Source organism: Geobacillus sp. PK12 (assembly GCF_004123125.1).
Taxonomy (GTDB): domain Bacteria; phylum Bacillota; class Bacilli; order Bacillales; family Anoxybacillaceae; genus Geobacillus; species Geobacillus zalihae.
This window is the reverse complement of the sequence record NZ_SDKL01000020.1, coordinates 62,930-87,971: the sequence shown is the minus strand read 5'-3', so window position 1 is coordinate 87,971 and position 25,042 is coordinate 62,930. Positions and strand designations below refer to the sequence as shown.

Here is a 25,042-nt window from a genome sequence, read left to right as displayed (position 1 = left end):
TGGTTGACGGTCTGTTCTTGATGCAGGCGGATTGTTACTCGCGGACGACGATCGTATCCGCGAACTGGTCATGCATCCCTTTTTTCTTTTCGGAAAACGCAACAAACAAAAAACCGATGAACAGCAATTTTTTCGCGATGAATTTGCCGACGACTTCGCGAAACAACACGGTCAGCCAGGTGAGCGGCTCGCCGCGCTCATCGACCACTTTTAAGCCGAACACCATTTTGCCAAGCGTCTGCCCAAACGCTTTCGTCATCAACACGAAATAGGCGTAAAAGACGACGGCGGCCGCGACCGCCGCTGGCGCGAACAAACCGTCCTGCGCAAGCGGCCAATCGAACAGGCGAAAAAGCGGCCAAACGATGAGCCGGTTGAGGCTCGAGACAACAATGACATCAAGGCAATACGCCCAAAAACGAAGCCAAAAGCCGCCGTAGCAGAGGGGGCGCTCTGCCGGCGGGAGATGATCCGCCAGCGTCGCCGTTATTTGCATGTCCGTCATGTTTCCACTCCTTTATTCGGCGTATAAATACATAAGCCGCGGCGAGGATGGGCGCGACAACAGGCGGATGAGCCCGGCCGCCTCGCTGTCCGGCTTCATCCGGTTCGACACCATCTCAAAGAGAGAGCTCCACGGCGCATCGTTCACGTATTTTACGACTTGAGCGCCGGTTAAATGATGCTCTTTTTTGAGCGCAGCGATCGCGTCATCCAAGTAGCCGAACTCGTCGACAAGGCGGAGCGCCTTCGCCTGTCGCCCGTCATAAATGCGGCCGTCCGCCAGCTTGCGCACCGTGTCTTCCGGCAGCTTTCTCCCTTTGGCTACCACATCAACAAACGCATCATACGAATCATTGATCAGCTGCTGCAAAATCTCCCGTTCCGCTTCGGTCATTTTGCGCGCCGGATTCATGATGTCTTTGTACGGCCCGCTTTTGATCGTGACAAGCTCCACGCCGTACTTCTTTGCCAGCCCTTCATAGTTGACGCTTTGCATGATGACGCCGATGGAGCCGGTGATCGTCTCCGGGCTGGCGAAAATTTTATCGCCGGCCGCCGCGATATAGTAACCGCCCGAGGCGGCCATGGCCCCCATCGATACGTAAATCGGCTTGTTCGTCTTCTTTTTCAGCTTCATCAGCTGATCGTAAATTTCCGCGCTTTCCGCGACACCGCCGCCCGGCGAATTGATGTGCAAGATGATCGCTTTGACGTTTTGATCCTCTTTCGCCTGTTTGATCATTTGCAAAAACGTTTGGTGGTTGTACTGTGATGAGGAAAGAAACGACTCCGCTTCCCCCGCATCTTGAATAACTCCGTTCACTTCCAACACAGCGATTTTTTTCAACGGGTCGCCCTCGGCGATGACTTCTTCGCTAAATGGCGACTCCATGAGCGCCAGCCAGCTTTCCGACCAGCCGCCGGCCTTGTCGGACAAAAGAACGCCAACCGCTTGAACAAGCACCGAGATCACAAACAAGGCGGCGGCGATGGCCAACGCGGTCCATCGTTTTCGATTCATCGTCTTCCCCCCTGCATCGGCTGCCCATATTTTTAGAATCCTGGCAAACGTGGTACAATATTCATTGTACATCGATTGATTAGATGATGCCAGCAGGAGGGCAAAACATGGATATGGAACGCAACCGTCTTTATTTTTTTTATAAGCGCGACGACAAGCTCATCGAACGGGTGAAGCCGCTCATGGAGCTGGCAGAGCGCGGTCCGTTTGTTGTCGTCGACGACTATCGGGAAGCGAACATCATCGTCAGCATCGGGGATGACGGCGCGTTTTTGCAGGCGGTGCGGCAGACGGGATTTCTTCCTGACCGTTTGTACGTCGGCGTGTCCGTCTTGCCGGCGCGCGGGTTTTACTGCGATTTCCATATTGACGACATCGATCATATGGTGGAAGCGGCGAAAAATTGGAAACTCGAAGTGCGGCGCTACCCAATCATCGAAGTGACGATCGACGGCGCGGCTTCGTTTTTCTGCTTAAACGAATGTTCGATCCGCTCGCAAATCATTAAAACGATGGCGATCGACGTTTTCATCGACGACTTGCATTTCGAGACGTTCCGCGGCGACGGCATCATCGTTTCGACGCCGACCGGCAGCACCGGCTACAATAAATCGGTGCACGGAGCGGTCGTCGATCCGCTCTTGCCGTGCTTTCAAGTGAGCGAACTCGCCTCGCTCAACAGCAACCGCTATCGGACGCTCGGCTCGCCGTTCATTTTGAGCGGCTCGCGGACGTTGACGCTGAAAATGTCGGAAGAAACAAGCCATTTTCCGATCATCGGCCTCGACAATGAAGCGCTCAGCATCCAGCATATTGAGCGGATTGACATTCGTTTAAGCGACCGGGTGGTCAAAACGGTGCGCTTGAAAGACAATTCGTTCTGGGATAAAGTGAAACGCGTCTTTTTGTGAAGCGTGTGTCTGTTCTCCCGGCAAAACACCGGATCTAAAATGGCGAATCCGTTCGACGCGCATGCGGCAAGAGGGTGTCTCGCAACGAGACACCCTCTTGTTTGGTCGCCGCGCGGACATCGCTCCGCTTCTGGCAACGGCCAGCTCAACCGGCTCTTTCTGCTTACGACGACCGGCCGGCAAGGCGGGCTTCCCGCTCGCGCAGCTCGACGCGGCGGATTTTTCCGGACGCCGTTTTCGGCAAATCGTCGACAAACTCGATTTTACGCGGGTATTTGTACGGCGCCGTCAACTGTTTCACATGTTCTTGCAGGGCCGGAATCAGAGACGGATCGTCTTTGTCGACCCCGTCGCGCAGCACGACAAACGCTTTGACAACATGGCCGCGCACTTCATCCGGACTGGCGATGACGGCGCACTCTTTTACGGCTGGGTGCTTGACAAGCGCGTCTTCGACTTCAAACGGGCCGATCGTATAGCCGGCGCTGATGATGATGTCATCCCCGCGGCCTTCAAACCAGAAATAGCCGTCTTCGTCTTTGCGCGCTTTGTCTCCCGTAATGTAGTAGTCGCCGCGGAACTGCATCGCTGTCCGCTCCGGATCTTTGTAATAATACTTAAACAGCGCCGGCGTCTCGATATGGACGGCGATGTCGCCGACTTGTCCGGGCGGGCACGGCTCGCCGTTTTCATCGATAATTTCGACGCGGTTGCCTGGCGTCGGTTTCCCCATCGAACCCGGCTTGATGGGCATTCCTTTCATGACGCCGACAAGCAGCGTGTTTTCTGTCTGGCCGTAGCCGTCGCGCACTTCGACGCCGAAATGCTTGGCAAACGTGTCGATCACTTCGCGGTTGAGCGGCTCTCCGGCGGACACGGCGCTGTGCAAATGAGATAGATGATAGCGGCCGATGTCCGGCACTTTCGCCATCAAACGATACTCGGTCGGCGTGCAGCACAGCACATTGATGTTGTATTTTTCCAATAGCTGCAAATATTTTTCCGGCTCAAAGCGGCCGTAGTAGACGAAACCGGTCGCCCCCGAGCCGAGCACCGATAAAAACGGGCTCCAAATCCATTTTTGCCATCCCGGTCCGGCCGTCGCCCAAACGAGGTCGCCTTCTTCAATGCACAGCCAGTTTTTCGCAGCCGTGCGCAAGTGGGCGTACGCCCAACCATGGCAATGGACGACCCCTTTCGGATTGCCGGTCGTGCCGGATGTGTACGACAAAAACGCCATATCATCGCGCGAGGTATCCGCCGCCTCAAGCGTTTCGCTCTCTTTGGCCATGGCGTCTTCAAGCGGAATCCATCCGTCCCGGGGTTCCCCGATGACGAACTTCGTCAAACGTTCGATGCCGTCAATCGGCGCAAATTCGTCCGTATACGGCGCATAAGCGACAACCGCCTTCGCTTCGCTATGGACGAGCCGATATTGCAAATCCTTTGTCCGCAGCATCTCCGAGCTTGGGATGACGACAAGCCCGGCTTTGAGCGCCCCTATATACACTTCGTATGTTTCAATGAGGCGCGGCATCATGACGAGCACTTTATCGCCTTTTTCGAGCCCATGCGATAAGAAAGCGTTTCCAATTTGGTTGGCGCGCGCCATCAAGCGGCCGTATGTAATCTCTTTCGTTTCGCCTTGCTCGCTCTCCCATTTCAACGCGATCCGATCCGGGCCGGCGGCCGCATGCCGTTCCATTTCCGATGTTAAATTGTAGCGCTCGGGAGCAATCAAGTCTTCCCGCCTCATCGTTCCTCTCCCCCTCTGTCTTGTTTCACCTTGGTCGGCATCTTTATTATACAAAATAGTCGTTCTATTTTGAATACCGTTTTTCTCATATGAAAGCGGCGGGGAATGCCCCCGCCGCGTAAGCCATCATGATGAAATTAGAATTGGCGTGCGCCGCCCAATTGTTGCTGCGCCATGGCTACGAGACGTTTCGTGATCTCACCGCCGACCGAACCGTTGGCGCGCGAAGTCGTGTCAGCGCCTAAGTTCACGCCAAATTCTTGAGCGATCTCATATTTCATTTGCTCCAGCGCTTGTTGCGCACCCGGAACGAGCAGTTGATTGCTGTTGTTGCGTGCCATCTGTTTTCACCTCCTTGTACCTATAGAATGTGTGAAAACAGATGGCGATATGCAGCGATGCTTTTTGGTAAATTTTGAGATTCAAAACAGCTCGGCAAACTCATCGCCCTGCCCTGTTTCTTCATCAATGACGAGCGTTTCTGTGTCATTGACTGCCTTTTCCAGAAGCGGAGCGAGGTCGAGCTGGCTCTCATAATGGAGCACTTTTTCTTTTTTCGGCTTCGTTTTCGGCGCTCTTGGCGTAAAAATGGTGCAACAGTCTTCATACGGAAGAATGGAAATATCATGTGTGCCGATTTGCTTCGCCAGCTCGATAATTTCAAGTTTATCCATCGAAACAAGCGGGCGCAAAATCGGGGTATTTGTCACCTCATTGATCACGTACATGCTTTCTAGCGTCTGGCTCGCGACTTGGCCGAGGCTTTCGCCCGTGACGATCGCCAACGCCCGCTGGCGGCGGCGCAACGCATCGGTGATCCGAAGCATCGCCCGCCGAGTGGAAATGAGCGAGTACTCGTTCGGAACTCCTTGATAAATGGCTTGCTGCACTTCCGTAAACGGCACGATGTGAAGCTTGATTCTCCCGCCGTATGTCGTCAACTTGCGCACGAGGTCAATCACTTTTTGCTTCGCCCGTTCGCTTGTAAACGGCGGGCTGAAAAAGTGGACGGCCTCGATTTCCAAACCGCGCTTCATGGACAAATATCCCGCGACCGGGCTGTCGATGCCGCCGGAGAGCATGAGCATCGCCTTGCCGCTCGTTCCGACCGGCAGGCCGCCGGCGCCGAAAATGTCGCGGCATGTGACATATGTCCCGTCTTGGCGCACTTCAATGCGCACGTCGATATCCGGCTCGCGCACGTTGACCGTAAGTCCATCCGTATGCCGCAAAATATGCGCCCCCACCTCGTAGTTCAGCTCGTCGCTTCGATACGGAAACTGCTTGTCGACGCGGCGGGCGCTCACTTTAAACGTTTTTCCTTTGTATGGGAGCTGGCGGACGGCGGCGAGCGCCGTTTCCTTAATGGCGTCCAAATCGTTTTTGCACTTCATCGCCAGGCTGAACGAATGAATGCCAAAAACGGTTTTCAGCTTTTCGATGATCGGTTCATGCGGCTCGCCGTTTAATAAAATGTACATTCGGTCACGCATATATTCAATCTGAATCCGCTCGAACGCCTGCAGTTTGCGGGCAATGTTGTTTTTAAGACGTCGGACGAAGATGTTCCGATTTTTTCCTTTCGTCGTCATTTCTCCGTAGCGGATCAAAATGCGGTCATAGTTCCTCATCTTATTCCGTTACCTCGCTTAATGTTTTGATCGCCTGCTTGATCGCTGCCACCGCCGGCGCGATTTCTTCCCGGCTGTTGTCAAACGACAAGCTGATGCGAATGCCGCGCTCGGCTCGGTCTTCACCAAGTCCCATGGCCAAAAGCGTCTTGCTCGGCGCCTTTTTTTTCGATGAACAGGCCGACGTCGTCGAAACGTATATTCCATTTTTTTCTAGTTCATGAACAAACACTTCCGGCTTCACGCCGCGCTTTAACGAAAAGTTGATGATATGAGGAGCGACGCCATCGCGCGGCGTGTTGATCTCGATGTCTGGAATCGCCGAGAGCGCTTCAAGCCACTCGTCTTTCAATGCTTGAAGCCGGCCGATGTCCCGCTCATACCGCTCCATGGCCAAGCGAAGCGCCTTTGCCATCGCCACGATGGCGGCGACGTTCTCCGTTCCGGACCGAAGCTGCCGCTCCTGCCCGCCGCCGGCAATCAACGGCGCCAAGCGGACGCCTTCACGGACGTAAAGCAAGCCGGCGCCGCGCAATCCGTGAAATTTATGCGCCGATATCGTGCATAAATCAACACCGGCTTGCTTCAAGTCGAGCGGCACTTTGCTGATCCCTTGCACCCGATCGACGTGAAACAATGTTTTCGGATAGCGGGACAAGAGGGCGCCGATTTCTTCGATTGGCTGCACCGTGCCAACTTCGTTATTGACGTGCATGACCGACACGAGAATCGTATCGTCGCGCAGCGCTCGTTCCACTTGCTCAACCGATACCCTTCCTTCGCGGTCGACCGGCAAGTACGTCACCTCAAAACCAAGCTCCTCAAGCTGGCGGCACGGTTCAGCGACAGACGGATGCTCGATTTTCGTCGTAATGATATGCCGGCCGCGCCGCTCGTATTGCCAGGCGACCCCTTTGATGGCGAAATTGTTCGCCTCCGTTCCGCCGGAGGTAAAAACGATTTCATTCGGCTTAACGCGCAGCATGGCGGCGATTTGTTCACGCGCCTGCGCCAAAAGCCGCTCCGCCTTCATGCCCAGCCCATGGAGCGACGACGGATTGGCAAAATAGTTCGTTGCGACGGCGACGAACGAATCGACCACCTCGGGAAATGGTTTGGTCGTCGCACTGTTGTCAAGATAAATCATCGCTTCCATCCTCCGCTCATTGTCGGCAAAATATCGCTGTACATCGTCCATCTTAACCAAAACAGGCGCCAATCGGCAACGAAAACACACCGTCATTTACATTATTCACCAAAAACCCATTGAACAATCTCCCACCTGCGCTTAGAGGTGGGAGATTCTTGGGAACACCCGCCCCACGGCAGGCTGTCAGCCAAGCCATCCCCGTGCGTCCCACGGTTTGGCTGCCTTACGAAGACAGCAAACGAAGCCCCCTCATTCAAAATATTCCGGGCTTCGTTCCTGTTCGAGAGAAGAGGCAGAAAAGCTTGTGCTGTGTTTTTTAGTAAAATAATGGATAATCAATACTCGTGATCAGGTGGTTGATCACTGTTCCCGGCTGTTATCCTCCTGCCATAATTTCTGCACACGGTCAAACGCGCCCGGCTCGACTTCTTCAACGGCCGCCACCGCTTGCCGGAGCGCCTCCTCATAATCATAATGGCGAAATAAAAATTCGGCTTCTTCCAGCCCTTTGCGGACCGCTGGATAGCGGCGTCGGTAGCGGTTGCCGTATTGAATCGTCCGCTCCGCCAGCGTCGCCTGTTCGATCATTTCCACCGTCCGCTCATACAACCGTTCCACAGCCGCTTTCGCCTCCTCCAACGCTTGGTCGACCGCCGGCATGTCAAGCGGCTTTTCTTCAAGACGCGCGGCAACGGCTTGCAAGCTGCGTCTCGCTTCCGCCAATTCAAGCGCATACGGTTCAGGCAGCCCCGGCAGCCGGCTTTTTTGCACAAGGCGGAGCGCCTCGGCCAATGTTTTTCTCATGCCGTCAAGCTTTTCGCGGGCGATCAATTCGTCTTTGCGCAGCGTCTGCAGCATCGTTCGAAACTGTTCATGCTCTTCCTTCATGAGGTCGATTTGGGACACAAGCTGCTCAAGCTCCTCTTTCAGGAGCGAATACGCTGTTTTCGCCTCGGCAACGCGGTCTTGAATGAGAAAAAACCGCTTTTGCAACTGGTGCAGCTGCTTTTCGATGCTCCGGTACTTTTCGAGGTCGCTTGGCGCCAAATGGTAGCTTTGCTGGACGAACAGCGCCTCGGCCTCGGTTTCCTTCGCCTCGGCGGCAAGCTCCTGAAGCATGCCGCTGAGGCGCGGCATTTCCGTTTGCACATATTGATGCGCGAGCACTTCGTTTTCGAGCAAATCGTAGAGCGCGTCGATCTCTTCTTTCAGCTCAGCGACAATCTGCTTCGCTTCTTCGATGCGCAGCTCATGGATCATGGCCAGACATTGCTCGATTTTTTCCCGTTTTTCCTGAAGCGTGCGCTCCATGTGCAAATGGTCAAGGATGTATCCGCGCTCTTCCATCTCTCGATAGCCATCAGCCAACTCAGCGAGCTGAGCTGGCAACGACGTTTGGCATTCGCCAAGAATTTTAGGAATTTCTTCCATCATGGATGTGAGCCGGCCGAGCTCTTCCTTCAACGTCAGAACCACATCGCGCGCCGCCAAATAGTTGCCGGCTTCCGTCAATTCGGCAAACCGCTGAAACTGCTTTTCCGCTTCCGTTAAACGGACGTCAAGCAAGTCGGCAGCCGAACCGAACGTATAACGGTAAGCAAGCAGCGCCTTTTTCGCTTCCCGGTGAGCCGCACGCAGCTCCTCGATCTCCGCCCGGCTTTGTTCCTCGCTGCCGATCAACTCATTCACTTCATGAATGATTTCATGCACTTCTTCCTCAAGACGACGCAATCCGTCGGCGATCTGCCCAAGCAGCCGGCGCGCCTGCCGGTAGCGGTATTTGTCGAGCAGCCGCTCCGCGTCAAACAGCTGTTCTTCCACATTCGGCAGCTTCACTGCCACAATGTCGTCCCATTGCTGGCGCCATCGTTCAAACAGCTGCTCCGTCTCCCCTGTCATATTCAGCTGTTTCACTTTCGCCAGCTCATCCGGCACCGGCCGGTTCATCAAGTTGATTTTCCATTCCTCGAGCCGATCGATTTCCCGGTACATCCGCTTCCGGTACACATGATTATATATGATTGCCCCCGCTCCGAGGAGCAGAACGATCCATGCCATTCCCATCCGCTGATGCCCTCCTTGCATTCAAGCTACTTCTATCGAACAAACGAAAATAGCGGAGAAGGCAAAAATATATGTTTTTCAATGTTTTTATGATACCATGTTAACGACATTTTTTGACCAAAATTTTTATTTTTTTTACAAGAATCTTCACTATTTTTGCTATGATACATAAGGGAGAAAGGAGGAAAATCGATCATGCGCGACGGGCATATTCATACGCCGTTTTGTCCGCACGGAAGCCAAGATCCGCTTGAGGCCTATGTAGAGCGCGCGATCGAACTGGGCTATACCGACATTTCCTTTACGGAGCACGCCCCGCTTCCTGAGCGGTTTATCGATCCAACGCCCAACCAGGACTGTTCGATGAAGCTTAGCCAGCTTGAGCGCTATTTGCACGCCGTCGCTGAGGTGAAAGCCCGCTACCGAAACGACATTGCCATCCGTGTCGGGCTCGAAGTCGATTTTATTCCTGGCTTTGAGGAAGAAACAACCCGCCTGCTCGACGAGGTCGGCCCGCTGCTTGACGACAGCATTTTATCGGTTCACTTTTTGGCCCACGAAGGGCAATATGTATGCCTTGATTACAGCGAAGATATGTTCGCCGACATCGTCCGCTTGTTCGGATCGGTCGAACGCGTCCACCGCGCCTACTACGAAACGGTGCGGCAATCGATCCGCACGGAGCTTGGCCGCTACAAACCGAGACGCATCGGCCATATGACGCTTGTGCGCAAGTTCCAACGCCGTTTCCCATGCTTGGAACCAATGGATGAGTGGATTGTTGCCATTCTCGATGACATCAAGCAGTTCGGCTATGAATTGGACTACAACGGCGCCGGCGCCGCCAAACCGCTCTGCCTTGAGCCGTATCCGCCGGGCGGCGTGATCGCCGAGGCGCGGCGGCGGGGCATCCCGATCGTCTACGGATCCGACGCCCATCGCGCCGCCGACTTGCACCAAGGACGGGAGAGGATGGACCGCGAGGCTCTTTCGGTTGACAACCGCCCGCAGCCGTCATAAAATAGGCGAATCAGCCATTTCCCTGCTTGCATCCTGCTGGATGTTGAGGCCAGAGTCCTGCTCCAACCATGATGAAAAAGGAGGCTAGTTCTATGTTTCGTCCCATGGCTTACAACGGAACACGCGAAGAAAATTACGCGCTCGTCATCGAACAGCTGAAATCGCTCATTTCCGGGGAACCCAACTTCATCGCCAACTTGGCGAACGCAGCCGCCTTGCTCAACCAGTTTTTCACCGACATCAATTGGGTCGGGTTTTATCTCGCAGACGGCGAGGAGCTTGTGCTTGGCCCGTTCCAAGGCTTGCCGGCATGCGTGCGCATTCCGTTCGGCAAGGGGGTGTGCGGCACGGCGGCCGCCGAGCGGCGGACGGTGGTCGTTCCGGACGTTCACCAATTCCCGGGCCATATCGCCTGCGATGCAGCGTCTCAATCGGAAATCGTCGTGCCGCTCATCAAAGACGGACGCGTCATCGGCGTTCTTGACATCGACAGCCCGGTGAAAAACCGCTTCGATGACATCGACCGCCGCTACTTGGAGCAGTTTGCCAGCGTGCTCATGTCCGCCTGACGAAAAAAGCGCACCAAGCGCGAAGAAGGAATCCGCTTGCCCGGATTCCTTTTTTTACACCTTATACACATGACCGTCATCGTGCACAAAAATGCAGTTTTTTCCCATCTCCTTCGCCATATAAAGCGCGGCGTCAGCTCGTTTGAACAGCTGCTCTGCATCTTGAAAGCCGCCATGCCCCCACCATGATATGCCGCACGACACGGTCACCGCCGGGATCGTTTGCTCCCGCACTTTTTCCATGATGCGCCGGGCGACGGCAACGGCGTCGGACAGCGGCACGTTCGGCAAATACACCGCCAGCTCTTCCCCGCCCCAACGCGCCGCCACATCGCTGTCGCGAATGTTGGCGCGCATCGTCTCTGCCACTTGAACAAGCACTTCATCGCCTGTTTGATGGCCGTACACATCGTTGATTTGCTTAAAGTTGTCAATGTCAAGCAACATGAACGCTCCCGACGCATCGGTTCCCATCGACTGTTGGATCCGCTCGTCCAAGTAGCGGCGCGTATGCAGCTTTGTCAAATAATCGGTGACCACCATCTTCTCGAGCTCTTCGCGCAGCATCGCGTTCATAAACGCCAGCGTTGAATGTTGAACGAGGGATTCCAAGAGCTTGAACATCTCAAACGTAAAGCGGTACGGCTCGCTGGCGAGCGCAATGCACAGTCCCTTCGTTTCTTTGTTTTGCTGCATCGGCGCCGCCATGATGGAGCGAAATGGACCGAAAGCGGACACGCATACATCGCCGGCAAATAAAATGTCATTTCCGCTTTGGCGCCGCTTTTCCACCCATTCGATATAGGGCTCGGACCGATGGTCGAAAAAAAACGGCGTGCTGCCTGGAAAAAGCTCCCACTTGCCGTCGGCAAACCGGAAAAAACCGACTTCATCCGCGCCGAACGATTGTTGGATTTGCGATACCATGTACTCAATGGCTTCATGAAGCCGCGGCCGGGCGTTCAATTGGCGCATTGTGTCATTGATCAGCTGCAAATCGGAGACAAGCCGGCGCGACTGTTCATACAACTTGGCGTTCTCCAGCGCGCTTCCAGCCGTGCTCGCCAACAGCGAAATAAAATGAATCTCTCGTTTTGGAAATGGCGCAGCGTATGGGGCGATAATTTCAATCACCCCATACACCGCCTGCACCCCTTTAATCGGGGCGTACAGCACCGAGCGCGGCGGCGCCTCCATCTCCTCGCATTGCACTTGTCCAGTCAAAAACGCCCGCAACGCCGCCGTCTGTTTTTCCCTTTCATCCAATACAAGCGTTTTGATCGGCAAATTTCCGCGCAGATGGTTGTCATGCGACAACAGAAGGTGGTAGGTGAACGATGGATAGACGTTTTGCAGCGTGCGGATAATTTCTTCAAGCACAACATCGATATGCATCGAGGAATGAATTTTGGCGGCGAAGCGATGCAACTGTCCATACCGTTTCTCTTCGCCCTCTCCTTGCAGCACCGCGCTAAGCTTCCGGAACAATCGCGCCAAATCCGTCCGGATCTCCCACAACAACCGCTCGTCAAAACCGCCATCTTTTCGATACACGAGCTCGACCATCGCCGGCGTCTCATCAGAAAGCATGAAAAAGAGCCGGGCCGCCATATGCGGCCCACCGGCATCGACAACAGCGACTTTCCGCTCTCCATCAGCCGCGATCGGCAAAGCACTCGACTCCCCAACCGCTGCCGCTTCCGGATAAAAGACAGCCCGCACCGGGTCGTACAAATAAAAAACGGATTGCTCGAGCGCCAGCTCTTCTTTCAGCAGCGCGAGCAACTCGCCCGCCGCCGCCGAAAACGGCCCATCGTCCTGAAACGCTAAAAACCAGTGGAAAAATTTTTGTTTAAATGATTCATACCGCTTCATTTCTTCCTTGTTCATCGCCTTTTCCACCCAAACCGGCATCATCATTCCAAGCGAGAGAATGGGATGACAATTTTTTTCTAAAAATTGCATCTTTTATTATATCATACAAATCGAGAAGAGGGAAAACAAAATGTTGACTTTATCCTCTAAAAATCATATAATAGCCTTTGTGTAAAATATAGCAGCCTTTGTGCCCACCTTTATGGTTCATTTTGTTCCTCGGCCCGCCGAGGTGCATCGCGTAACTCTTAGCTGCGAGAGCGAGGATGCATGAAAACAAAATGGCCGTAATTGTTGGCGCACATCTGCTTTTATTTTACGGGAATAAAAGCGTAAGGAGGAGCAACGAATGGCTCGTTATACTGGCCCAATGTGGAAAATTTCCCGCCGCCTTGGCATCTCATTGAGCGGCACGGGGAAAGAATTGCAAAAACGTCCGTATCCGCCTGGCCAACACGGTCCAGGGCAACGGCGGAAATTGTCGGAATATGGCTTGCAGCTGCAAGAAAAACAAAAGCTGCGCCATATGTACGGCGTGAACGAACGCCAATTCCGCAAAACGTTTGAAGAAGCAGGCAAAATGCCGGGCAAACACGGCGAAAACTTCATGATTTTGTTAGAATCGCGCCTAGACAACCTCGTCTATCGCTTAGGGTTGGCCCGCACGCGCCGTCAAGCCCGCCAGCTCGTGACGCACGGCCACATTTTGGTCGACGGCAGCCGCGTCAACATCCCGTCGTACCGCGTCAAACCGGGACAAACGATCGCCGTTCGCGAAAAATCGCGCAACTTGCAAGTGATTAAAGAAGCGCTCGAAGCGAACAACTACATTCCAGATTACTTGACGTTCAATCCGGAAAAAATGGAAGGGACGTACACCCGCTTGCCGGAGCGTTCCGAACTGCCGGCGGAAATCAACGAAGCGCTCATCGTCGAGTTCTACTCGCGTTAAGGCGCAAAAAAGATCCGAAATGCATCGGCATTTCGGATCTTTTTTCTTAGGCGTAGCGAATCAAATAATACTTTTTCTTCCCGCGGCGGATGACCGTAAACCGCCCCTCAAGGCGGTGTTCAGCCGTTAATATGGCTCCGACGTCTTGAAGGCGCTCGCCGTTGACGTAAATGGCGCCGTTTTGGATGTCTTCGCGCGCTTGCCGCTTCGATGGCGAAATGCCGGCAGAAACGAGCAGCTCGACAAGCGGAACGTCGCCTCCTTCATGAACGAATGACGGCACATCTTTGAACCCTTGCTCAATTTCCGCCGCTGTCAAATTGCCAATATCGCCGCTAAAGAGCGCTTCAGAAATGCGAATCGCTTGCCTGAGCGCCTCTTCGCCGTGCACGAGCTTTGTCACTTCCTCAGCAAGCGCCTTTTGGGCCGCCCGCTTCTCTGGGGCCTCACGAAGCTCTTGTTCAAGCGCTTCGATTTCCTCTTTCGACAGGAACGTAAAGTACTTCAAGTAACGGATCACATCGCGGTCATCGGTGTTGATCCAAAACTGGTAAAACTCGTACGGCGACGTTTTCTCTTTGTCGAGCCAAATCGTGCCGCTTTCCGTTTTCCCGAATTTCGTGCCGTCCGCTTTCGTCACAAGCGGGATCGTCAAGCCAAACGCCCGCGCCTCGCCTTTCGTTTTGCGAATAAGCTCAAGCCCTGCCGTGATGTTGCCCCATTGGTCGCTCCCGCCGATTTGCAGGCGGCATCCTTCCGTCTCGTACAGGCGGAGAAAATCGTATGCCTGCAGCATCATATAGCTGAACTCGGTAAATGAAATGCCCGTTTCGATGCGCGATTGAACCGACTCTTTCGCCATCATGTAGTTGACGCTGAAATGCTTGCCGACGTCGCGCAAAAACGTAATGACATCCAGCGGCCCGATCCAGTCGTAGTTGTTTTTGATTTTCGCCGGATTGCCGTCCGCTTCAAAATCTAAAAAGCGGCCGAGCTGTTCTTTAATACGCGCGCTCCATGCCTCGACGGTTTCTTTGGCATTGAGCGTGCGCTCGCTTTTTTTCCCGCTCGGGTCACCGATCAACCCCGTCGCTCCGCCGACTAGGGCGATCGGCCGGTGCCCCGCCTGCTGGAAGCGGCGCAGCGTCAAAATGGCGGCCAAGTTGCCGATATGCAAACTGTCCGCCGTCGGGTCAAACCCGCAGTAGAGCGTCACCCGCTCCTCATTCAACAGCTTGCGCAACCCGTCTTCATCCGTCGTTTGGTTGACGAGCCCGCGCCATTGCAATTCCGCAAGCAAATCCATGTCCTTCACCTCTCTATGAATGTCATGAAAAAGAAAACACCCGCCCGTCATGAAGGGGCGAGTGTTCGTCGCGGTACCACCCTACTTAGAAAGCATGGTGCTTTCTCACTCATTTGGGTAACGGCGCCGGCCGGCGGATGGCTACTAGGTGCCAAAACCGTTCGCCATCGCTGCTCAGGGAGGTAATTCACGCCTGCCTGTGGACTGGCTCGCACCGTCCGCCAGCTCTCTGCACCAGGGAGACAGCCGCTACTTGTTCCCATCATCGCTTTCTCATATGAAATATATACATTCTTATTACCATAGCGATGCACTCGCTGTCAACCCTAACGCTTTTCGCACAAACGGCGAAAAATCGGCAAAATTCCACAATGCCTCCCCTTCCTATGGTATACTGATATATAATGACTTGCCGCATAGGGGGGCTGGCATGAAGCGAAACCAACTTTCCATTTCTCTTGAAAAAGCGTGGCATTATTTTTCCCTTACATACGATGTGGTTTGGAACGTCATCTTCATTTTGCTCGTCGCCGCACTCTGCCTTGTCTGCTTTGCCATCGGCGCCGGCGCCGGCTATTTTGCCTTTTTGGTCAAAGATATGCCCGTTCCCTCTCCCGACGAGATGAAAAAGGAGATTTACCATTACGGCGAAACGAGCCACATGTACTTTGCCAACGGTGTATATTTAGGCCGGTTCCGGTCCGACCTCGACCGCGAGGCGGTGCGCCTGTCCGACGTGTCTCCGTACGTCGTGCAAGCCATTATCGCGACCGAAGACGAACATTTTTATGAACATCACGGCGTCGTTCCGAAGGCCGTCATCCGCGCCGTGTTTCAAGAGCTGACCAACTCGCCGGTCAAAAGCGGCGGGAGCACGCTTACGCAGCAGCTCGTCAAAAACCAGATGTTGACGAACGAGGTGTCGTTTGAGCGGAAGGCGAAAGAAATGCTGCTTTCGCTTCGTCTGGAGAAATTTTTTTCCAAAGAAGACATTTTAGAGGCGTATTTAAACGTCGTTCCGTTCGGCCGCAATTCTTCAGGGCGCAACATCGCCGGCATCCAAGCCGCGGCCCAAGGCGTCTTTGGCGTCAACGCCAAAGAGTTGAATCTCGCTCAAGCGTCGTTTTTGGCCGGGCTCCCGCAAAACCCGTTCGTCTACACCCCGTTTGCCGCTGACGGCAGCGTCAAACCGGACCTCTCGGCGGGATTGAAACGGATGAAAACGGTGCTTTACCGGATGAAACGGGCCGGCTACATCTCGGAAAAACAGTATAAGGAAGCGCTTTCCTATGATGTGGCGAAGCATTTGGCCGCCCCGAAGCCGTCGCCGTTTGAACAATATCCGTTTTTGACGATGGAGATTGAGCGGCGGGCGAAAGAGGTGCTCGCCGAGACGTTCGCCAAGCGCGACGGTTATAAGCCGGAAGAAGTGCAGCGCGAACCCGCTCGTTTCCGCCGCTATCTCGGCGAAGCGGAAAAAGCGCTGCGCCAAGGCGGATATCGGATTTATACGACGATCGACAAAAAGATTTATGAACAAATGCAGCGCATCGCTGCCCGCTACCCGTATTACGGAAGCGACAATGTGTATTACACCAAAGACAAGAAAACAGGGAAAACGATCCCCCATCGCCAACCGGTCGAAGTCGGGGCGATGCTCATCGAAAACAAAACGGGAAAAATCATCAGCTTCGTCGGCGGACGCGATTATGGGCGCGAGCAGTTGAATCACGCCACCCAGGCGCACCGGTCCAACGGGTCAACGATGAAACCGCTCTTAGTATACGCGCCGGCGATGGAGATGGGCGTCATCCAGCCGGCGACGATCATTCCCGACTTGCCGCTTTCGATCGGTTCATATGCGCCGAAAAACGCGGACGGAAAAACGCACGGGCTCGTCACGGCGCGCTATGCCTTGCAGCAATCGTTCAACATTCCGGCCGTTCGGACGTATATGAGAATTCGATCCCGCCATCCGATCGACTATTTGCATAAAATGGGGATCACGAGCGTTTCGAAGCAAGAAGAAGCCAATCCGGCTTTGGCGATCGGCGGGACGCACATTGGCGTCACGGTCGAGGAAAACGTCAACGCCTATGCGACGTTCGCCAATTACGGATCGTTTGTGGACGCCTACATGATCGAGAAGATTGTGGACAAAAACGGAAAGATCGTTTACAAACATCAAAGCAAACCCGTCCCGGTGTTTTCGCCGCAAACGTCGTACTTGATGATCGATATGATGCGCGGCGTGCTTCACGGCGGAACGGCCTCGTCGGTGCCGCGCTACTTGACCTTTTCCGCCGATTGGGCGGGAAAAACCGGGACATCGCAAGACAAGCGCGATTCGTGGTTTATCGCCGTTAATCCGAACGTCACGTTCGGCGTTTGGATCGGCTATGACCGGCCGGCGCCGCTTGAATCCCGCTACAAAGGGCTTTCCTACAGCCAGCGCACCCAGCTGTTATGGGCGCGGTTGATCAATGCTGCCTATCAAGAAAACCCGAAGCTCATCGCTCCGCCGAAGCGGTTTCTCATGCCAGGCGGCATCGTCCGCCGCGCTTACTGCGCCGCGAGTGGCTTCAGCCCGTCGGCCGCGTGCGAAAAAGCCGGGCTCGTCCGTTACGATCTGTACAATACGAAGTTTGCGCCGCGGGAAGGAAGCGGCGAGGAAGTGATGGAAAGCCGGGTCGTCGTCATCGGCGGACGCCGCTATGTGGCGCTTGAGACGACGCCGGAAGAGTTTGTCACTCGCGAAGTGATCGTGAATCCGAAGCTTCTCGCCGATTGGGGGATCAACGGCGAGGGGCAGGCGGGCGATGCATCGCTCGTCTCCACATTAAAGGAAAACGGCCGTCCACCGGCTCCACCCGCCGCTCGGCTTGCAGGGGGCAAGCTCGTCTGGAATCGCCATAACGAGCCGGATGTCATCGGCTACCGCGTCTATCTAGTGAACGAAACGGGGGAACGACGCCTCGCCGCCGCTGTTAAAGCGGACGAGGCAGCCTCGTTTTCGCCGCTGCAGCCGGGCGCCGCGTACTGCGTCACTGCTGTGGACATCGCCGGACAGGAATCGGCGCCGTCGAACCCCGTTTCGCTGCCGTCCCATTCCGATCAGCAAAAGAGCGGGGGGCCGTCTTCTCCCCCGTCCTCAAGTGCCGCGGACTGACATGGCCGAACAGATGGGCTTTCTTTCAAAAATGCCGTTGTCGGCGCATGCATACGGGGATGGAAAAGGGGCTGATCCCAAAACGCAATCGCGTTTTGGGCCAGCCCCTTCTTCTCTCCCTATCAGTCTTCCATCGTCGACAAATCGCCGGTCGGCAAGTTGAGCTCCCACGCTTTTAAGACGCGGCGCATGATTTTCCCGCTCCGCGTTTTCGGCAGTTTGTCGCGGAACTCGATCTCACGCGGCGCGGCATGAGCGGCGAGCCCTTTTTTGACGAACTGGCGGATGTCTTCTTTCAGTTCCTCGGACGGCTCGTACCCTTCGCGAAGCGCGATGAACGCTTTGATGATTTCCCCGCGCACCGGATCCGGCTTGCCGATGACGCCGGCTTCGGCAACGGCCGGATGCTCGACGAGCTTGCTTTCGACTTCAAACGGCCCAACGCGCTCGCCGGATGTGTTGATGACATCGTCAACACGGCCTTGGAACCAGAAGTAGCCGTCTTCGTCCATGTAGGCCGAATCGCCGGATACGTACCAGTCGCCGATAAAGTACGATTCATATTTTTGCGGGTTGTTCCAAATCGTTTTCATCATCGACGGCCAGCCTTTTTTGATGGCCAAGTTGCCCATCCGGTACGGCGGCAGGACGTTTCCTTGGTCGTCGATGATCGCCGCCTCGACGCCTGGGATCGGTTTCCCCATCGATCCCGGCTTGATTTCCATGCACGGGTAGTTGCAAATGAGATGCGCGCCCGTTTCCGTCATCCACCACGTATCATGGATGCGGCGGCCGAACACTTTCATCCCCCAGCGGATGACTTCCGGGTTGAGCGGCTCGCCGACGCTCAAAATGTGGCGGAGCGAGCTTAAATCATATTTTTTCACGACTTCATCGCCGGCGCCCATCAGCATGCGGAACGCCGTCGGCGCGCTGTACCAGACGGTGACGCCGAAATCTTGGATCGTTTGATACCAAGCATCCGGGCTGAAGCGGCCGCCGACGATGACGCTTGACGCTCCGCACAGCCACGGGCCGAAGATGCCGTACGACGTCCCGGTCACCCACCCCGGGTCAGCCGTGCACCAGTAAATGTCGTCTTCTTTTAAGTCGAGCACCCATTTCGCCGTTTGATAGTGCTGAATCATCGCGTTATGGACGTGCAAAACGCCTTTCGGCTTGCCGGTCGAACCGGATGTGTAATGCAAAATCAAGCCGTCTTGGCGGTCGACCCATTCGATGTCGAAGTGCTTGCTTGCCTCATTCATCCGCTTTTTCAAATCGATGTACGGCCCTTCCTCGACAATGCCGTCGCCGACCAAAAAGACGTACTTCAACTCCGGCAAATCGCCGACCGGCACGCGCGGCAGAAGCTCCGGCGTCGTAATGATCGCCTTCGCCCCGCTGTCTTCAAGACGGTCGCGCACCGCTCCTTCCATGAACGCCTCAAACAACGGCCCGACGATGGCGCCGGTTTTAATGATCCCAAGCACCGCAAAGTACAGTTCCGGAGAACGCGGCATGAACACGAACACACGGTCGCCCTTCTGAATGTCCGCCGCCTGTTTTAAGACGTTCGCCACCTTATTGGACATCTCTTTCATTTCTTTGAACGTATATTTCTCGTTCCGCACCGCGTCGCGGTAATAGAGCGCCACTTTATTTTTACGGAACGACTCAGCATGGCGGTCGATCGCCTCATACGCCATGTTGACTCGGCCCGTTTCATGCCAAGAAAACTCTTTCTCCACTTCCGACCATTGAAACTGTTTATATGTTTCTTCGTAGTTTTTCAAATTGTAGTCCCCTTGTATGACAGGAAGCCGTTCTGTGTTCATTCTCCGATCCCCCTTATGTAAGTGATTACATTTCTATTATAGTCGATTGAAAACCATTTCTCAATTTTTAAAATATTCCTTGTCCCCGCTTTTTTGAAATTTTTTTGAACCGCGCCAGCCGGCGCCATTTTTATGTATAATGGAAGCAGAACGACCAATTCAGGTGGTGGACGAATGGAACATAAAAAAACGTATAACGCCAAAGAGCTGAAAACCCCGAAAGGAACGCTCCTCATCGAAGGACCGGTGACGCCGGAAGCGTTGGCCAGCTACGAATTCCACCATGACCTCACTTCCTTCCGCCCGCCTGCCAAACAGCACAAAGCGTTGATCGAAATCGCCAAGCTGCCGGAAGGGCGGATCATCATCGCCCGCCGCGGCGAGGTGATTGTCGGATATGTGACGTTTTTGTATCCCGATCCGCTTGAGCGTTGGTCGGAAGGGAACATGGAAAATTTGCTCGAGCTTGGCGCCATTGAAGTCATTCCGGAGTTCCGCGGGTTTGGCGTCGGAAAAAATTTATTGATCGTCTCGATGATGGACGACGCCATGGAAGACTATATCATCATTACAACGGAGTATTATTGGCATTGGGATCTAAAAGGCACGGGGCTGAACGTATGGGAGTACCGAAAAGTGATGGAGAAAATGATGAACGCCGGCGGGCTCGTCTGGTATGCGACCGACGACCCGGAAATTTGCTCCCATCCGGCGAACTGCCTCATGGTCCGCATTGGCAAACGGGTCGACGCCGAATCAATTCAACGGTTCGACCGGCTTCGGTTTATGAACCGCTATATGTACTAGCTGACATTCTCGGCTGTCCAGACGTTTGCGCCCGCCTTGCCGGTTGCGGGCGGCGCGCATGAAATGCCACGCACAAAGGGGAGAGGAGAACGATGCTTGTCGAACAAATCATGAAAACGCGGGTGGTGACACTCCGTCCCACGAATACGATCGCCGAAGCGCTGCAGCTGCTCAGACATCACCGCATCCGCCATCTGCCGGTCATCGATGAAAGCGGGAGATTGATCGGCCTTGTGACCGATCGCGATTTGCGCGACGCGAGCCCGTCCATTTTCCATCTTCATGAACATCTGGAAGACTTGCAAAAACCGGTCAGCACGATGATGAAAACCGACCTCATCGTCGGCCATCCGCTCGATTTCGTCGAGGAGGTGGCGGCGCTCTTTTACGAACACGGAATCGGCTGTCTGCCGATCGTCAATCACGGGAAACTCGTCGGCATCATCACGCAAACGGATTTGCTCCGCACGTTCATTGAATTGACCGGCGTTCACCAGCCGGGGTCGCAAATCGAGATCAAAGTGCCGAACGAAACCGGCATGTTAAGCAAAGCGGCGGCCATCATCAGCGAGCGCCATGTGAACATCGCCAGCGTCTTGGTGTATCCAGCTCCGGATCCGAATGAGAAAATTTTAGTTTTCCGCGTGCAGACGATGAATCCGCTTCCATTGATCCGCGATTTGCAAAACGCCGGCTATCGCGTGCTATGGCCGAACTTGCCGGGGGTTACGTCATGAGCCGAAACTGCGCATTCGTCTATAGCGAGCAATTTCTTCAGTACAAATTTCATGACGACCATCCGTTCAACCAGCTGCGGGTCAAAATGACATACGACTTGCTTTGCACGCTCGGCGCGCTCGAAGACCGCCAGATCGTCGCCCCGCGCATGGCGACCGATGACGAGCTCGCACTCATTCACGACCGCTCCTACATCGAGGCGGTGAAAGCGGCCGGGCGCGGCGAGCTGTCGGAAGCGGCGGCGCAAAACTACGGCCTTGGCACCGAGGATACGCCGATTTTCCCAAACATGCACGAAGCGAGCGCTCTTTTGGTCGGCAGCACCCTCACCGCCGTCGACGCGGTTCTTTCCGGAGCGGCCGAGCATGCGCTCAACCTTGGCGGCGGTCTGCACCACGGCTTCCGCGGCAAAGCATCCGGCTTTTGCGTCTACAACGACAGCGCGGTCGCCATTCAATACATCAGGGAGAAATACGGACTGCGCGTGTTGTACGTCGACACGGACGCCCACCACGGCGACGGGGTGCAATGGGCGTTTTACGACGATCCGAACGTTTGCACGTTTTCCATTCATGAAACGGGGCGCTATTTGTTCCCAGGGACCGGAAATGTCAACGAGCGCGGCTTAGGCGCGGGCTACGGCTATTCGTTCAACATTCCCGTTGATGCGTTCACGGAAGACGAATCATGGATCGCCGCCTATACGACCGCGCTTCGGGAAATCGCCGACTTTTTCCGCCCGGATGTCATCGTGACGCAAAACGGCGTCGACGCCCACTATTACGATCCGCTCACCCATTTGTCGGTGACGATGAAAACCTACCGCGCCATTCCGAAACTCGCGCACGAAATCGCGCATGAATATTGCGGCGGACGCTGGATCGCCGTCGGCGGCGGCGGCTATGACATCTGGCGCGTCGTGCCGCGGGCATGGGCGCTCCTTTGGCTCGAGATGACGGGACAAGCCGATGTGTCCGGCCCGCTGCCGGATGAGTGGCGCGAACGTTGGCAACCGCTTTCACCCGTCGCGCTTCCGCTCGAGTGGGACGACCCGGATGACTTGTATCCCCCGATCCCGCGCAAGGCGGAGATCAGCGAAAAAAATGCGCAAACGGTGGAAAAGGCGTTGTATTTCATTCGCAGTCAACGCCGGGCGGGGACTTGATTTTTTTTTCATTTAAAGAAAACAATGGATTTCTACGTCCTGTTTTCCTAGTCAACTTCCGTTTTCACCGAAAAACGGGCCGACTGCAAGGCGATTGCAGCTGTCAAAAAAGAAATGGAGCAAAGCAAGCAAGAAGCTGGCCCCCGTGTTGAGGCCAGCTTTTTTCATTTCGTCGACTCCCGCACTTCAAGCCGGTGCGGCAAGACAACGATATGGTGGTCCACTGGCTCTTTGTTCATATACTTCGTCAAGAGCCGCATCGCCACCGCCCCGATGTCGTACATCGGCTGCACGACGGTCGTCAGCCGCGGCCGCACCATCGTCGCCAATCGCGTGTTATCAAAACCGACGACTTCCAGTTCATCCGGCACGCGCACCCCGTGGTCTTGGGCGCTGTGGATGATGCCGAGCGCCATTTCGTCCGTGCCAGCAAACACCGCCGTCGGCCGTTCGGCAAGCTCTGTGATTTTCTCATACGCCTCCAAGCCGGAGTCGTACGAGTTGTCGCCCTCAATGACGAGCTCTTCCTCATACGGCGCGCCGTGTTCCTCAAGCGCGCGTCGGTACCCCGCCAACTTCCGCTGGTTGATCGGGTCATCGGTCGGACCGGTTACATAGACAATGCGGCGGTTTCCTTTTTCCAGCAAATACGTCACGGCTTCAAACGCCGCCTGCTCGTAGTCGATGTTGACCGAGGGAATCTCGTTCGGTCCCATCGTCGCCGCAAGCACGATCGGCACCGACGACTTTTGAAATTCGGCGACGTGCTCTTCGGTGATCGTCCCGCCCATAAACAACAGGCCGTCCACTTGCTTGGCGAGCATCGTGTTGAGCAAATGCAGCTCTTTTTCTTTGTTTTGGTCGGAGTTGCTCAAAATGATGTTGTACTTGTACATCGTGGCGATGTCCTCAATGCCGCGCGCCAGTTCGGCGAAGAAAATGCTCGAAATATCCGGGATGATCACTCCGACCGTCGTCGTTTTTTTGCTGGCGAGCCCCCGCGCCACGGCGTTCGGGCGGTAGCCGAGCCGTTCGATGGCCTCAAGCACTTTTTTCCTCGTCGACGGTTTGACGTTCGGGTTGCCATTGACGACGCGCGAGACGGTCGCCATCGAGACGTTCGCCTCCCGCGCCACATCATAAATCGTTACCGTCATTTTGTTTCACTCCTTTTCGCTCGATCCGATAACCGGTCAAATTCCGAATGTATGTACAACTATCATACGATACATTATCGCCAACTCGCAACGAAATCGCAACCATTTTGCCGGTTTGTTCACAAACCGTTCACGGGTAGTTTGCCCCAACACTCGCCATCTCATCAAAAAATCCCCTCGGGCAACAACCGAGGGGATCGTCTTACGCCTGAACAAACTGACGTTGGAACGCGCGCACTTCTTCCATAAACTCGTTGAATTGAGCGATGTCCATTTGCTGGGCGGAATCGGACAAGGCGACGGCCGGGTCCGGATGCACTTCGGCCATGACGCCGTCGGCGCCGATCGCCAAGGCCGCTTTGGCGCACGGGATGAGCAGATCGCGCCGCCCCGTTGAGTGGGTGACATCGACGAACACCGGCAAGTGCGTTTCTTTCTTCAAAATCGGCACAGCCGAAATGTCGAGCGTGTTGCGCGTCGCCCGCTCGTACGTGCGGATGCCGCGCTCGCACAAAATGATCTGCCCGTTTCCTTGCGACATGATGTACTCAGCGGCGTTGATGAATTCTTCGATCGTCGCCGCCAAGCCGCGCTTCAGCAAAATCGGCTTGTTCACTTGGCCGGCTGCCTTAAGCAGCTCAAAGTTTTGCATGTTGCGCGCGCCGATTTGGATGACGTCAATATAGTCCAAGGCGATTTCAATGTCCGCCGGGGTGACGATTTCACTGATGACCGCCAAATCAAACTCATCGGCGATCCGTTTCAAAATTTTCAGCCCTTCCACGCCGAGCCCTTGGAAATCGTACGGCGACGTGCGCGGTTTGTAGGCGCCGCCGCGCAGCAGCTTGATCCCTTGTTTTTTCACGGCCTCCGCCACCGCAGCGACTTGTTCATAGCTTTCCACAGCGCACGGGCCCATGACGAAATATTGATTGCCGTCGCCGATTCGCTCGCCTTTCACTTCAACAATCGTGTTTTCCGGATGCTTTTTCCGTGAGACAAGGAGCGCCTTGCGGTGATCGTCTTCCTGCAGCTCAAGCGCCGCTTTAAAAATTTCCTTGAAAATGTGCTGCAGCGTCGACGTTTCAAACGGCCCATCGTTATGCTCGGAAATGAGGTCGAGCATCTTCCGCTCGCGCACCGGGTCGTAGCGGTGCGTCCCTTGCGCTTCTTTAATTTTTCCGATCTCCTGAACGAGCCGTCCCCGTTCATTGATCAGTTTCAACAGCTGCAAGTTGATCTCATCGACTCGCGCCCGCAGTTCGTCTAATCTCTCATTGCTCATGCTTTTCTCATCCTTTCGCCAAGTGTCGTGCATTGTTTTCGCCGCTTGCCGGCAAGCGGTGCCCCCGTCTTGGAGAGCGAAGTCGTTTAATTAGTGTTTATTATAATCGATGGAGCTATCGTTG

The 25,042-nt window shown here is 55.0% G+C and carries 20 protein-coding genes and 1 other annotated feature; of the genes, 8 read left to right on the top strand and 12 right to left on the bottom strand.

Annotated features, from left to right (window positions below; translation table 11 throughout):
- Positions 1-34 precede the first annotated feature (34 nt).
- Positions 35-505 carry an RDD family protein gene (locus ETR37_RS08695; RefSeq protein WP_013524344.1) on the bottom strand — a complete coding sequence of 157 codons (471 nt, stop codon included), beginning with the start codon at positions 503-505 and terminating at the stop codon, positions 35-37.
- A 12-nt stretch (positions 506-517) separates the two neighbouring features.
- Positions 518-1,525 carry a signal peptide peptidase SppA gene (sppA, locus tag ETR37_RS08690; protein ID WP_060788017.1) on the bottom strand — a complete coding sequence of 336 codons (1,008 nt, stop codon included), beginning with the start codon at positions 1,523-1,525 and terminating at the stop codon, positions 518-520.
- Positions 1,526-1,632: 107 nt separating this feature from the next.
- Between sppA and ETR37_RS08685 the strand changes: the two genes are divergently transcribed.
- Positions 1,633-2,436 (top strand): NAD kinase, encoded by an 804-nt coding sequence (locus tag ETR37_RS08685; protein WP_063193152.1) that lies wholly within the window; start codon positions 1,633-1,635, stop codon positions 2,434-2,436.
- 163 nt (positions 2,437-2,599) lie between these two features.
- On the opposite strand, the gene mbcS is transcribed toward ETR37_RS08685, so the two are convergent.
- The 5 genes from mbcS to ezrA all read right to left on the bottom strand — a co-directional run bounded on the left by mbcS (position 2,600) and on the right by ezrA (position 9,037).
- Positions 2,600-4,192: an acyl-CoA synthetase MbcS gene (gene mbcS, locus ETR37_RS08680; protein ID WP_060788019.1), complete on the bottom strand. Its 1,593-nt coding sequence runs from the start codon at positions 4,190-4,192 to the stop codon at positions 2,600-2,602.
- Between the two features lie 137 nt (positions 4,193-4,329).
- Positions 4,330-4,533, bottom strand: coding sequence for an alpha/beta-type small acid-soluble spore protein (locus ETR37_RS08675; RefSeq protein ID WP_011232268.1), 204 nt, complete (start codon positions 4,531-4,533; stop codon positions 4,330-4,332).
- 81 nt (positions 4,534-4,614) lie between these two features.
- Positions 4,615-5,823 (bottom strand): tRNA uracil 4-sulfurtransferase ThiI, encoded by a 1,209-nt coding sequence (gene thiI, locus ETR37_RS08670; RefSeq protein WP_081212655.1) that lies wholly within the window; start codon positions 5,821-5,823, stop codon positions 4,615-4,617.
- 1 nt (position 5,824) lies between these two features.
- Entirely contained in the window at positions 5,825-6,970 is a 1,146-nt protein-coding gene (locus ETR37_RS08665) for a cysteine desulfurase family protein (RefSeq protein ID WP_063193860.1), read from the bottom strand.
- A 363-nt stretch (positions 6,971-7,333) separates the two neighbouring features.
- Positions 7,334-9,037, bottom strand: a complete 1,704-nt coding sequence (gene ezrA / locus ETR37_RS08660) for a septation ring formation regulator EzrA (RefSeq protein WP_033004883.1) — start codon at positions 9,035-9,037, stop codon at positions 7,334-7,336.
- Between the two features lie 195 nt (positions 9,038-9,232).
- Between ezrA and hisJ the strand changes: the two genes are divergently transcribed.
- A complete protein-coding gene (hisJ, locus tag ETR37_RS08655; protein ID WP_015375635.1) occupies positions 9,233-10,057 on the top strand; it encodes a histidinol-phosphatase HisJ in 825 nt (274 codons plus the stop codon).
- A gap of 92 nt (positions 10,058-10,149) precedes the next feature.
- A complete protein-coding gene (locus ETR37_RS08650; RefSeq protein WP_015375636.1) occupies positions 10,150-10,626 on the top strand; it encodes a GAF domain-containing protein in 477 nt (158 codons plus the stop codon).
- Positions 10,627-10,680: 54 nt separating this feature from the next.
- Here ETR37_RS08650 and ETR37_RS08645 read toward each other — a convergent pair whose 3' ends face one another.
- On the bottom strand, positions 10,681-12,540 hold the full coding sequence (locus ETR37_RS08645) for a sensor domain-containing diguanylate cyclase (protein ID WP_081132779.1): 1,860 nt from the start codon (positions 12,538-12,540) through the stop codon (positions 10,681-10,683).
- 310 nt (positions 12,541-12,850) lie between these two features.
- On the opposite strand from ETR37_RS08645, the gene rpsD reads away from it, so the two are divergent.
- Complete coding sequence (rpsD, locus tag ETR37_RS08640; protein ID WP_011232276.1) at positions 12,851-13,453, top strand: 30S ribosomal protein S4; 603 nt, start codon at positions 12,851-12,853, stop codon at positions 13,451-13,453.
- 46 nt (positions 13,454-13,499) lie between these two features.
- Here the strand turns inward: rpsD and tyrS are convergent, their stop codons facing one another.
- Entirely contained in the window at positions 13,500-14,759 is a 1,260-nt protein-coding gene (gene tyrS / locus ETR37_RS08635) for a tyrosine--tRNA ligase (RefSeq protein ID WP_060788022.1), read from the bottom strand.
- A 50-nt stretch (positions 14,760-14,809) separates the two neighbouring features.
- Positions 14,810-15,034 (bottom strand) — a binding site (T-box leader).
- Between the two features lie 155 nt (positions 15,035-15,189).
- On the opposite strand from tyrS, the gene ETR37_RS08625 reads away from it, so the two are divergent.
- Positions 15,190-17,928, top strand: coding sequence for a transglycosylase domain-containing protein (locus ETR37_RS08625; RefSeq protein WP_081212684.1), 2,739 nt, complete (start codon positions 15,190-15,192; stop codon positions 17,926-17,928).
- 122 nt (positions 17,929-18,050) lie between these two features.
- Here ETR37_RS08625 and acsA read toward each other — a convergent pair whose 3' ends face one another.
- Complete coding sequence (gene acsA / locus ETR37_RS08620; RefSeq protein WP_020756151.1) at positions 18,051-19,766, bottom strand: acetate--CoA ligase; 1,716 nt, start codon at positions 19,764-19,766, stop codon at positions 18,051-18,053.
- A 174-nt stretch (positions 19,767-19,940) separates the two neighbouring features.
- Here acsA and ETR37_RS08610 point away from each other — a divergent pair, with 174 nt between their 5' ends.
- The 3 genes from ETR37_RS08610 to ETR37_RS08600 all read left to right on the top strand — a co-directional run bounded on the left by ETR37_RS08610 (position 19,941) and on the right by ETR37_RS08600 (position 22,476).
- Positions 19,941-20,573 carry a GNAT family N-acetyltransferase gene (locus ETR37_RS08610; protein WP_011232281.1) on the top strand — a complete coding sequence of 211 codons (633 nt, stop codon included), beginning with the start codon at positions 19,941-19,943 and terminating at the stop codon, positions 20,571-20,573.
- A gap of 92 nt (positions 20,574-20,665) precedes the next feature.
- Complete coding sequence (locus ETR37_RS08605; protein WP_129447149.1) at positions 20,666-21,310, top strand: acetoin utilization AcuB family protein; 645 nt, start codon at positions 20,666-20,668, stop codon at positions 21,308-21,310.
- The gene (locus ETR37_RS08600; protein ID WP_011232283.1) at positions 21,307-22,476 is read left to right on the top strand and encodes an acetoin utilization protein AcuC; all 1,170 of its coding nucleotides are present in this window, start codon (positions 21,307-21,309) and stop codon (positions 22,474-22,476) included. The genes ETR37_RS08605 and ETR37_RS08600 overlap by 4 nt, the downstream gene beginning before the upstream one ends.
- 164 nt (positions 22,477-22,640) lie before the next feature.
- Here the strand turns inward: ETR37_RS08600 and ccpA are convergent, their stop codons facing one another.
- Positions 22,641-23,633 carry a catabolite control protein A gene (ccpA, locus tag ETR37_RS08595; RefSeq protein WP_015375640.1) on the bottom strand — a complete coding sequence of 331 codons (993 nt, stop codon included), beginning with the start codon at positions 23,631-23,633 and terminating at the stop codon, positions 22,641-22,643.
- 202 nt (positions 23,634-23,835) lie between these two features.
- Positions 23,836-24,918: a bifunctional 3-deoxy-7-phosphoheptulonate synthase/chorismate mutase gene (locus ETR37_RS08590; protein ID WP_011232285.1), complete on the bottom strand. Its 1,083-nt coding sequence runs from the start codon at positions 24,916-24,918 to the stop codon at positions 23,836-23,838.
- Between the last annotated feature and the right edge of the window lie 124 nt (positions 24,919-25,042).

What these genes read in the sequence shown, in the direction of transcription:
- hisJ (WP_015375635.1), top strand. Translation starts at nt 9,233, where the DNA reads ATGCGCGACGGGCATATTCATACGCCGTTTTGTCCGCACGGAAGCCAA.
- ETR37_RS08600 (WP_011232283.1), top strand. Translation starts at nt 21,307, where the DNA reads ATGAGCCGAAACTGCGCATTCGTCTATAGCGAGCAATTTCTTCAGTAC.
- acsA (WP_020756151.1), bottom strand. Translation starts at nt 19,766, where the DNA reads ATGAACACAGAACGGCTTCCTGTCATACAAGGGGACTACAATTTGAAA.
- ETR37_RS08645 (WP_081132779.1), bottom strand. Translation starts at nt 12,540, where the DNA reads ATGCCGGTTTGGGTGGAAAAGGCGATGAACAAGGAAGAAATGAAGCGG.
- rpsD (WP_011232276.1), top strand. Translation starts at nt 12,851, where the DNA reads ATGGCTCGTTATACTGGCCCAATGTGGAAAATTTCCCGCCGCCTTGGC.
- thiI (WP_081212655.1), bottom strand. Translation starts at nt 5,823, where the DNA reads ATGAGGAACTATGACCGCATTTTGATCCGCTACGGAGAAATGACGACG.
- ETR37_RS08625 (WP_081212684.1), top strand. Translation starts at nt 15,190, where the DNA reads ATGAAGCGAAACCAACTTTCCATTTCTCTTGAAAAAGCGTGGCATTAT.
- sppA (WP_060788017.1), bottom strand. Translation starts at nt 1,525, where the DNA reads ATGAATCGAAAACGATGGACCGCGTTGGCCATCGCCGCCGCCTTGTTT.
- ETR37_RS08610 (WP_011232281.1), top strand. Translation starts at nt 19,941, where the DNA reads ATGGAACATAAAAAAACGTATAACGCCAAAGAGCTGAAAACCCCGAAA.
- ETR37_RS08665 (WP_063193860.1), bottom strand. Translation starts at nt 6,970, where the DNA reads ATGATTTATCTTGACAACAGTGCGACGACCAAACCATTTCCCGAGGTG.
- ETR37_RS08590 (WP_011232285.1), bottom strand. Translation starts at nt 24,918, where the DNA reads ATGAGCAATGAGAGATTAGACGAACTGCGGGCGCGAGTCGATGAGATC.
- ezrA (WP_033004883.1), bottom strand. Translation starts at nt 9,037, where the DNA reads ATGGGAATGGCATGGATCGTTCTGCTCCTCGGAGCGGGGGCAATCATA.
- ETR37_RS08695 (WP_013524344.1), bottom strand. Translation starts at nt 505, where the DNA reads ATGACGGACATGCAAATAACGGCGACGCTGGCGGATCATCTCCCGCCG.
- ETR37_RS08650 (WP_015375636.1), top strand. Translation starts at nt 10,150, where the DNA reads ATGTTTCGTCCCATGGCTTACAACGGAACACGCGAAGAAAATTACGCG.
- ccpA (WP_015375640.1), bottom strand. Translation starts at nt 23,633, where the DNA reads ATGACGGTAACGATTTATGATGTGGCGCGGGAGGCGAACGTCTCGATG.
- ETR37_RS08685 (WP_063193152.1), top strand. Translation starts at nt 1,633, where the DNA reads ATGGATATGGAACGCAACCGTCTTTATTTTTTTTATAAGCGCGACGAC.
- mbcS (WP_060788019.1), bottom strand. Translation starts at nt 4,192, where the DNA reads ATGAGGCGGGAAGACTTGATTGCTCCCGAGCGCTACAATTTAACATCG.
- ETR37_RS08605 (WP_129447149.1), top strand. Translation starts at nt 20,666, where the DNA reads ATGCTTGTCGAACAAATCATGAAAACGCGGGTGGTGACACTCCGTCCC.
- ETR37_RS08675 (WP_011232268.1), bottom strand. Translation starts at nt 4,533, where the DNA reads ATGGCACGCAACAACAGCAATCAACTGCTCGTTCCGGGTGCGCAACAA.
- tyrS (WP_060788022.1), bottom strand. Translation starts at nt 14,759, where the DNA reads ATGGATTTGCTTGCGGAATTGCAATGGCGCGGGCTCGTCAACCAAACG.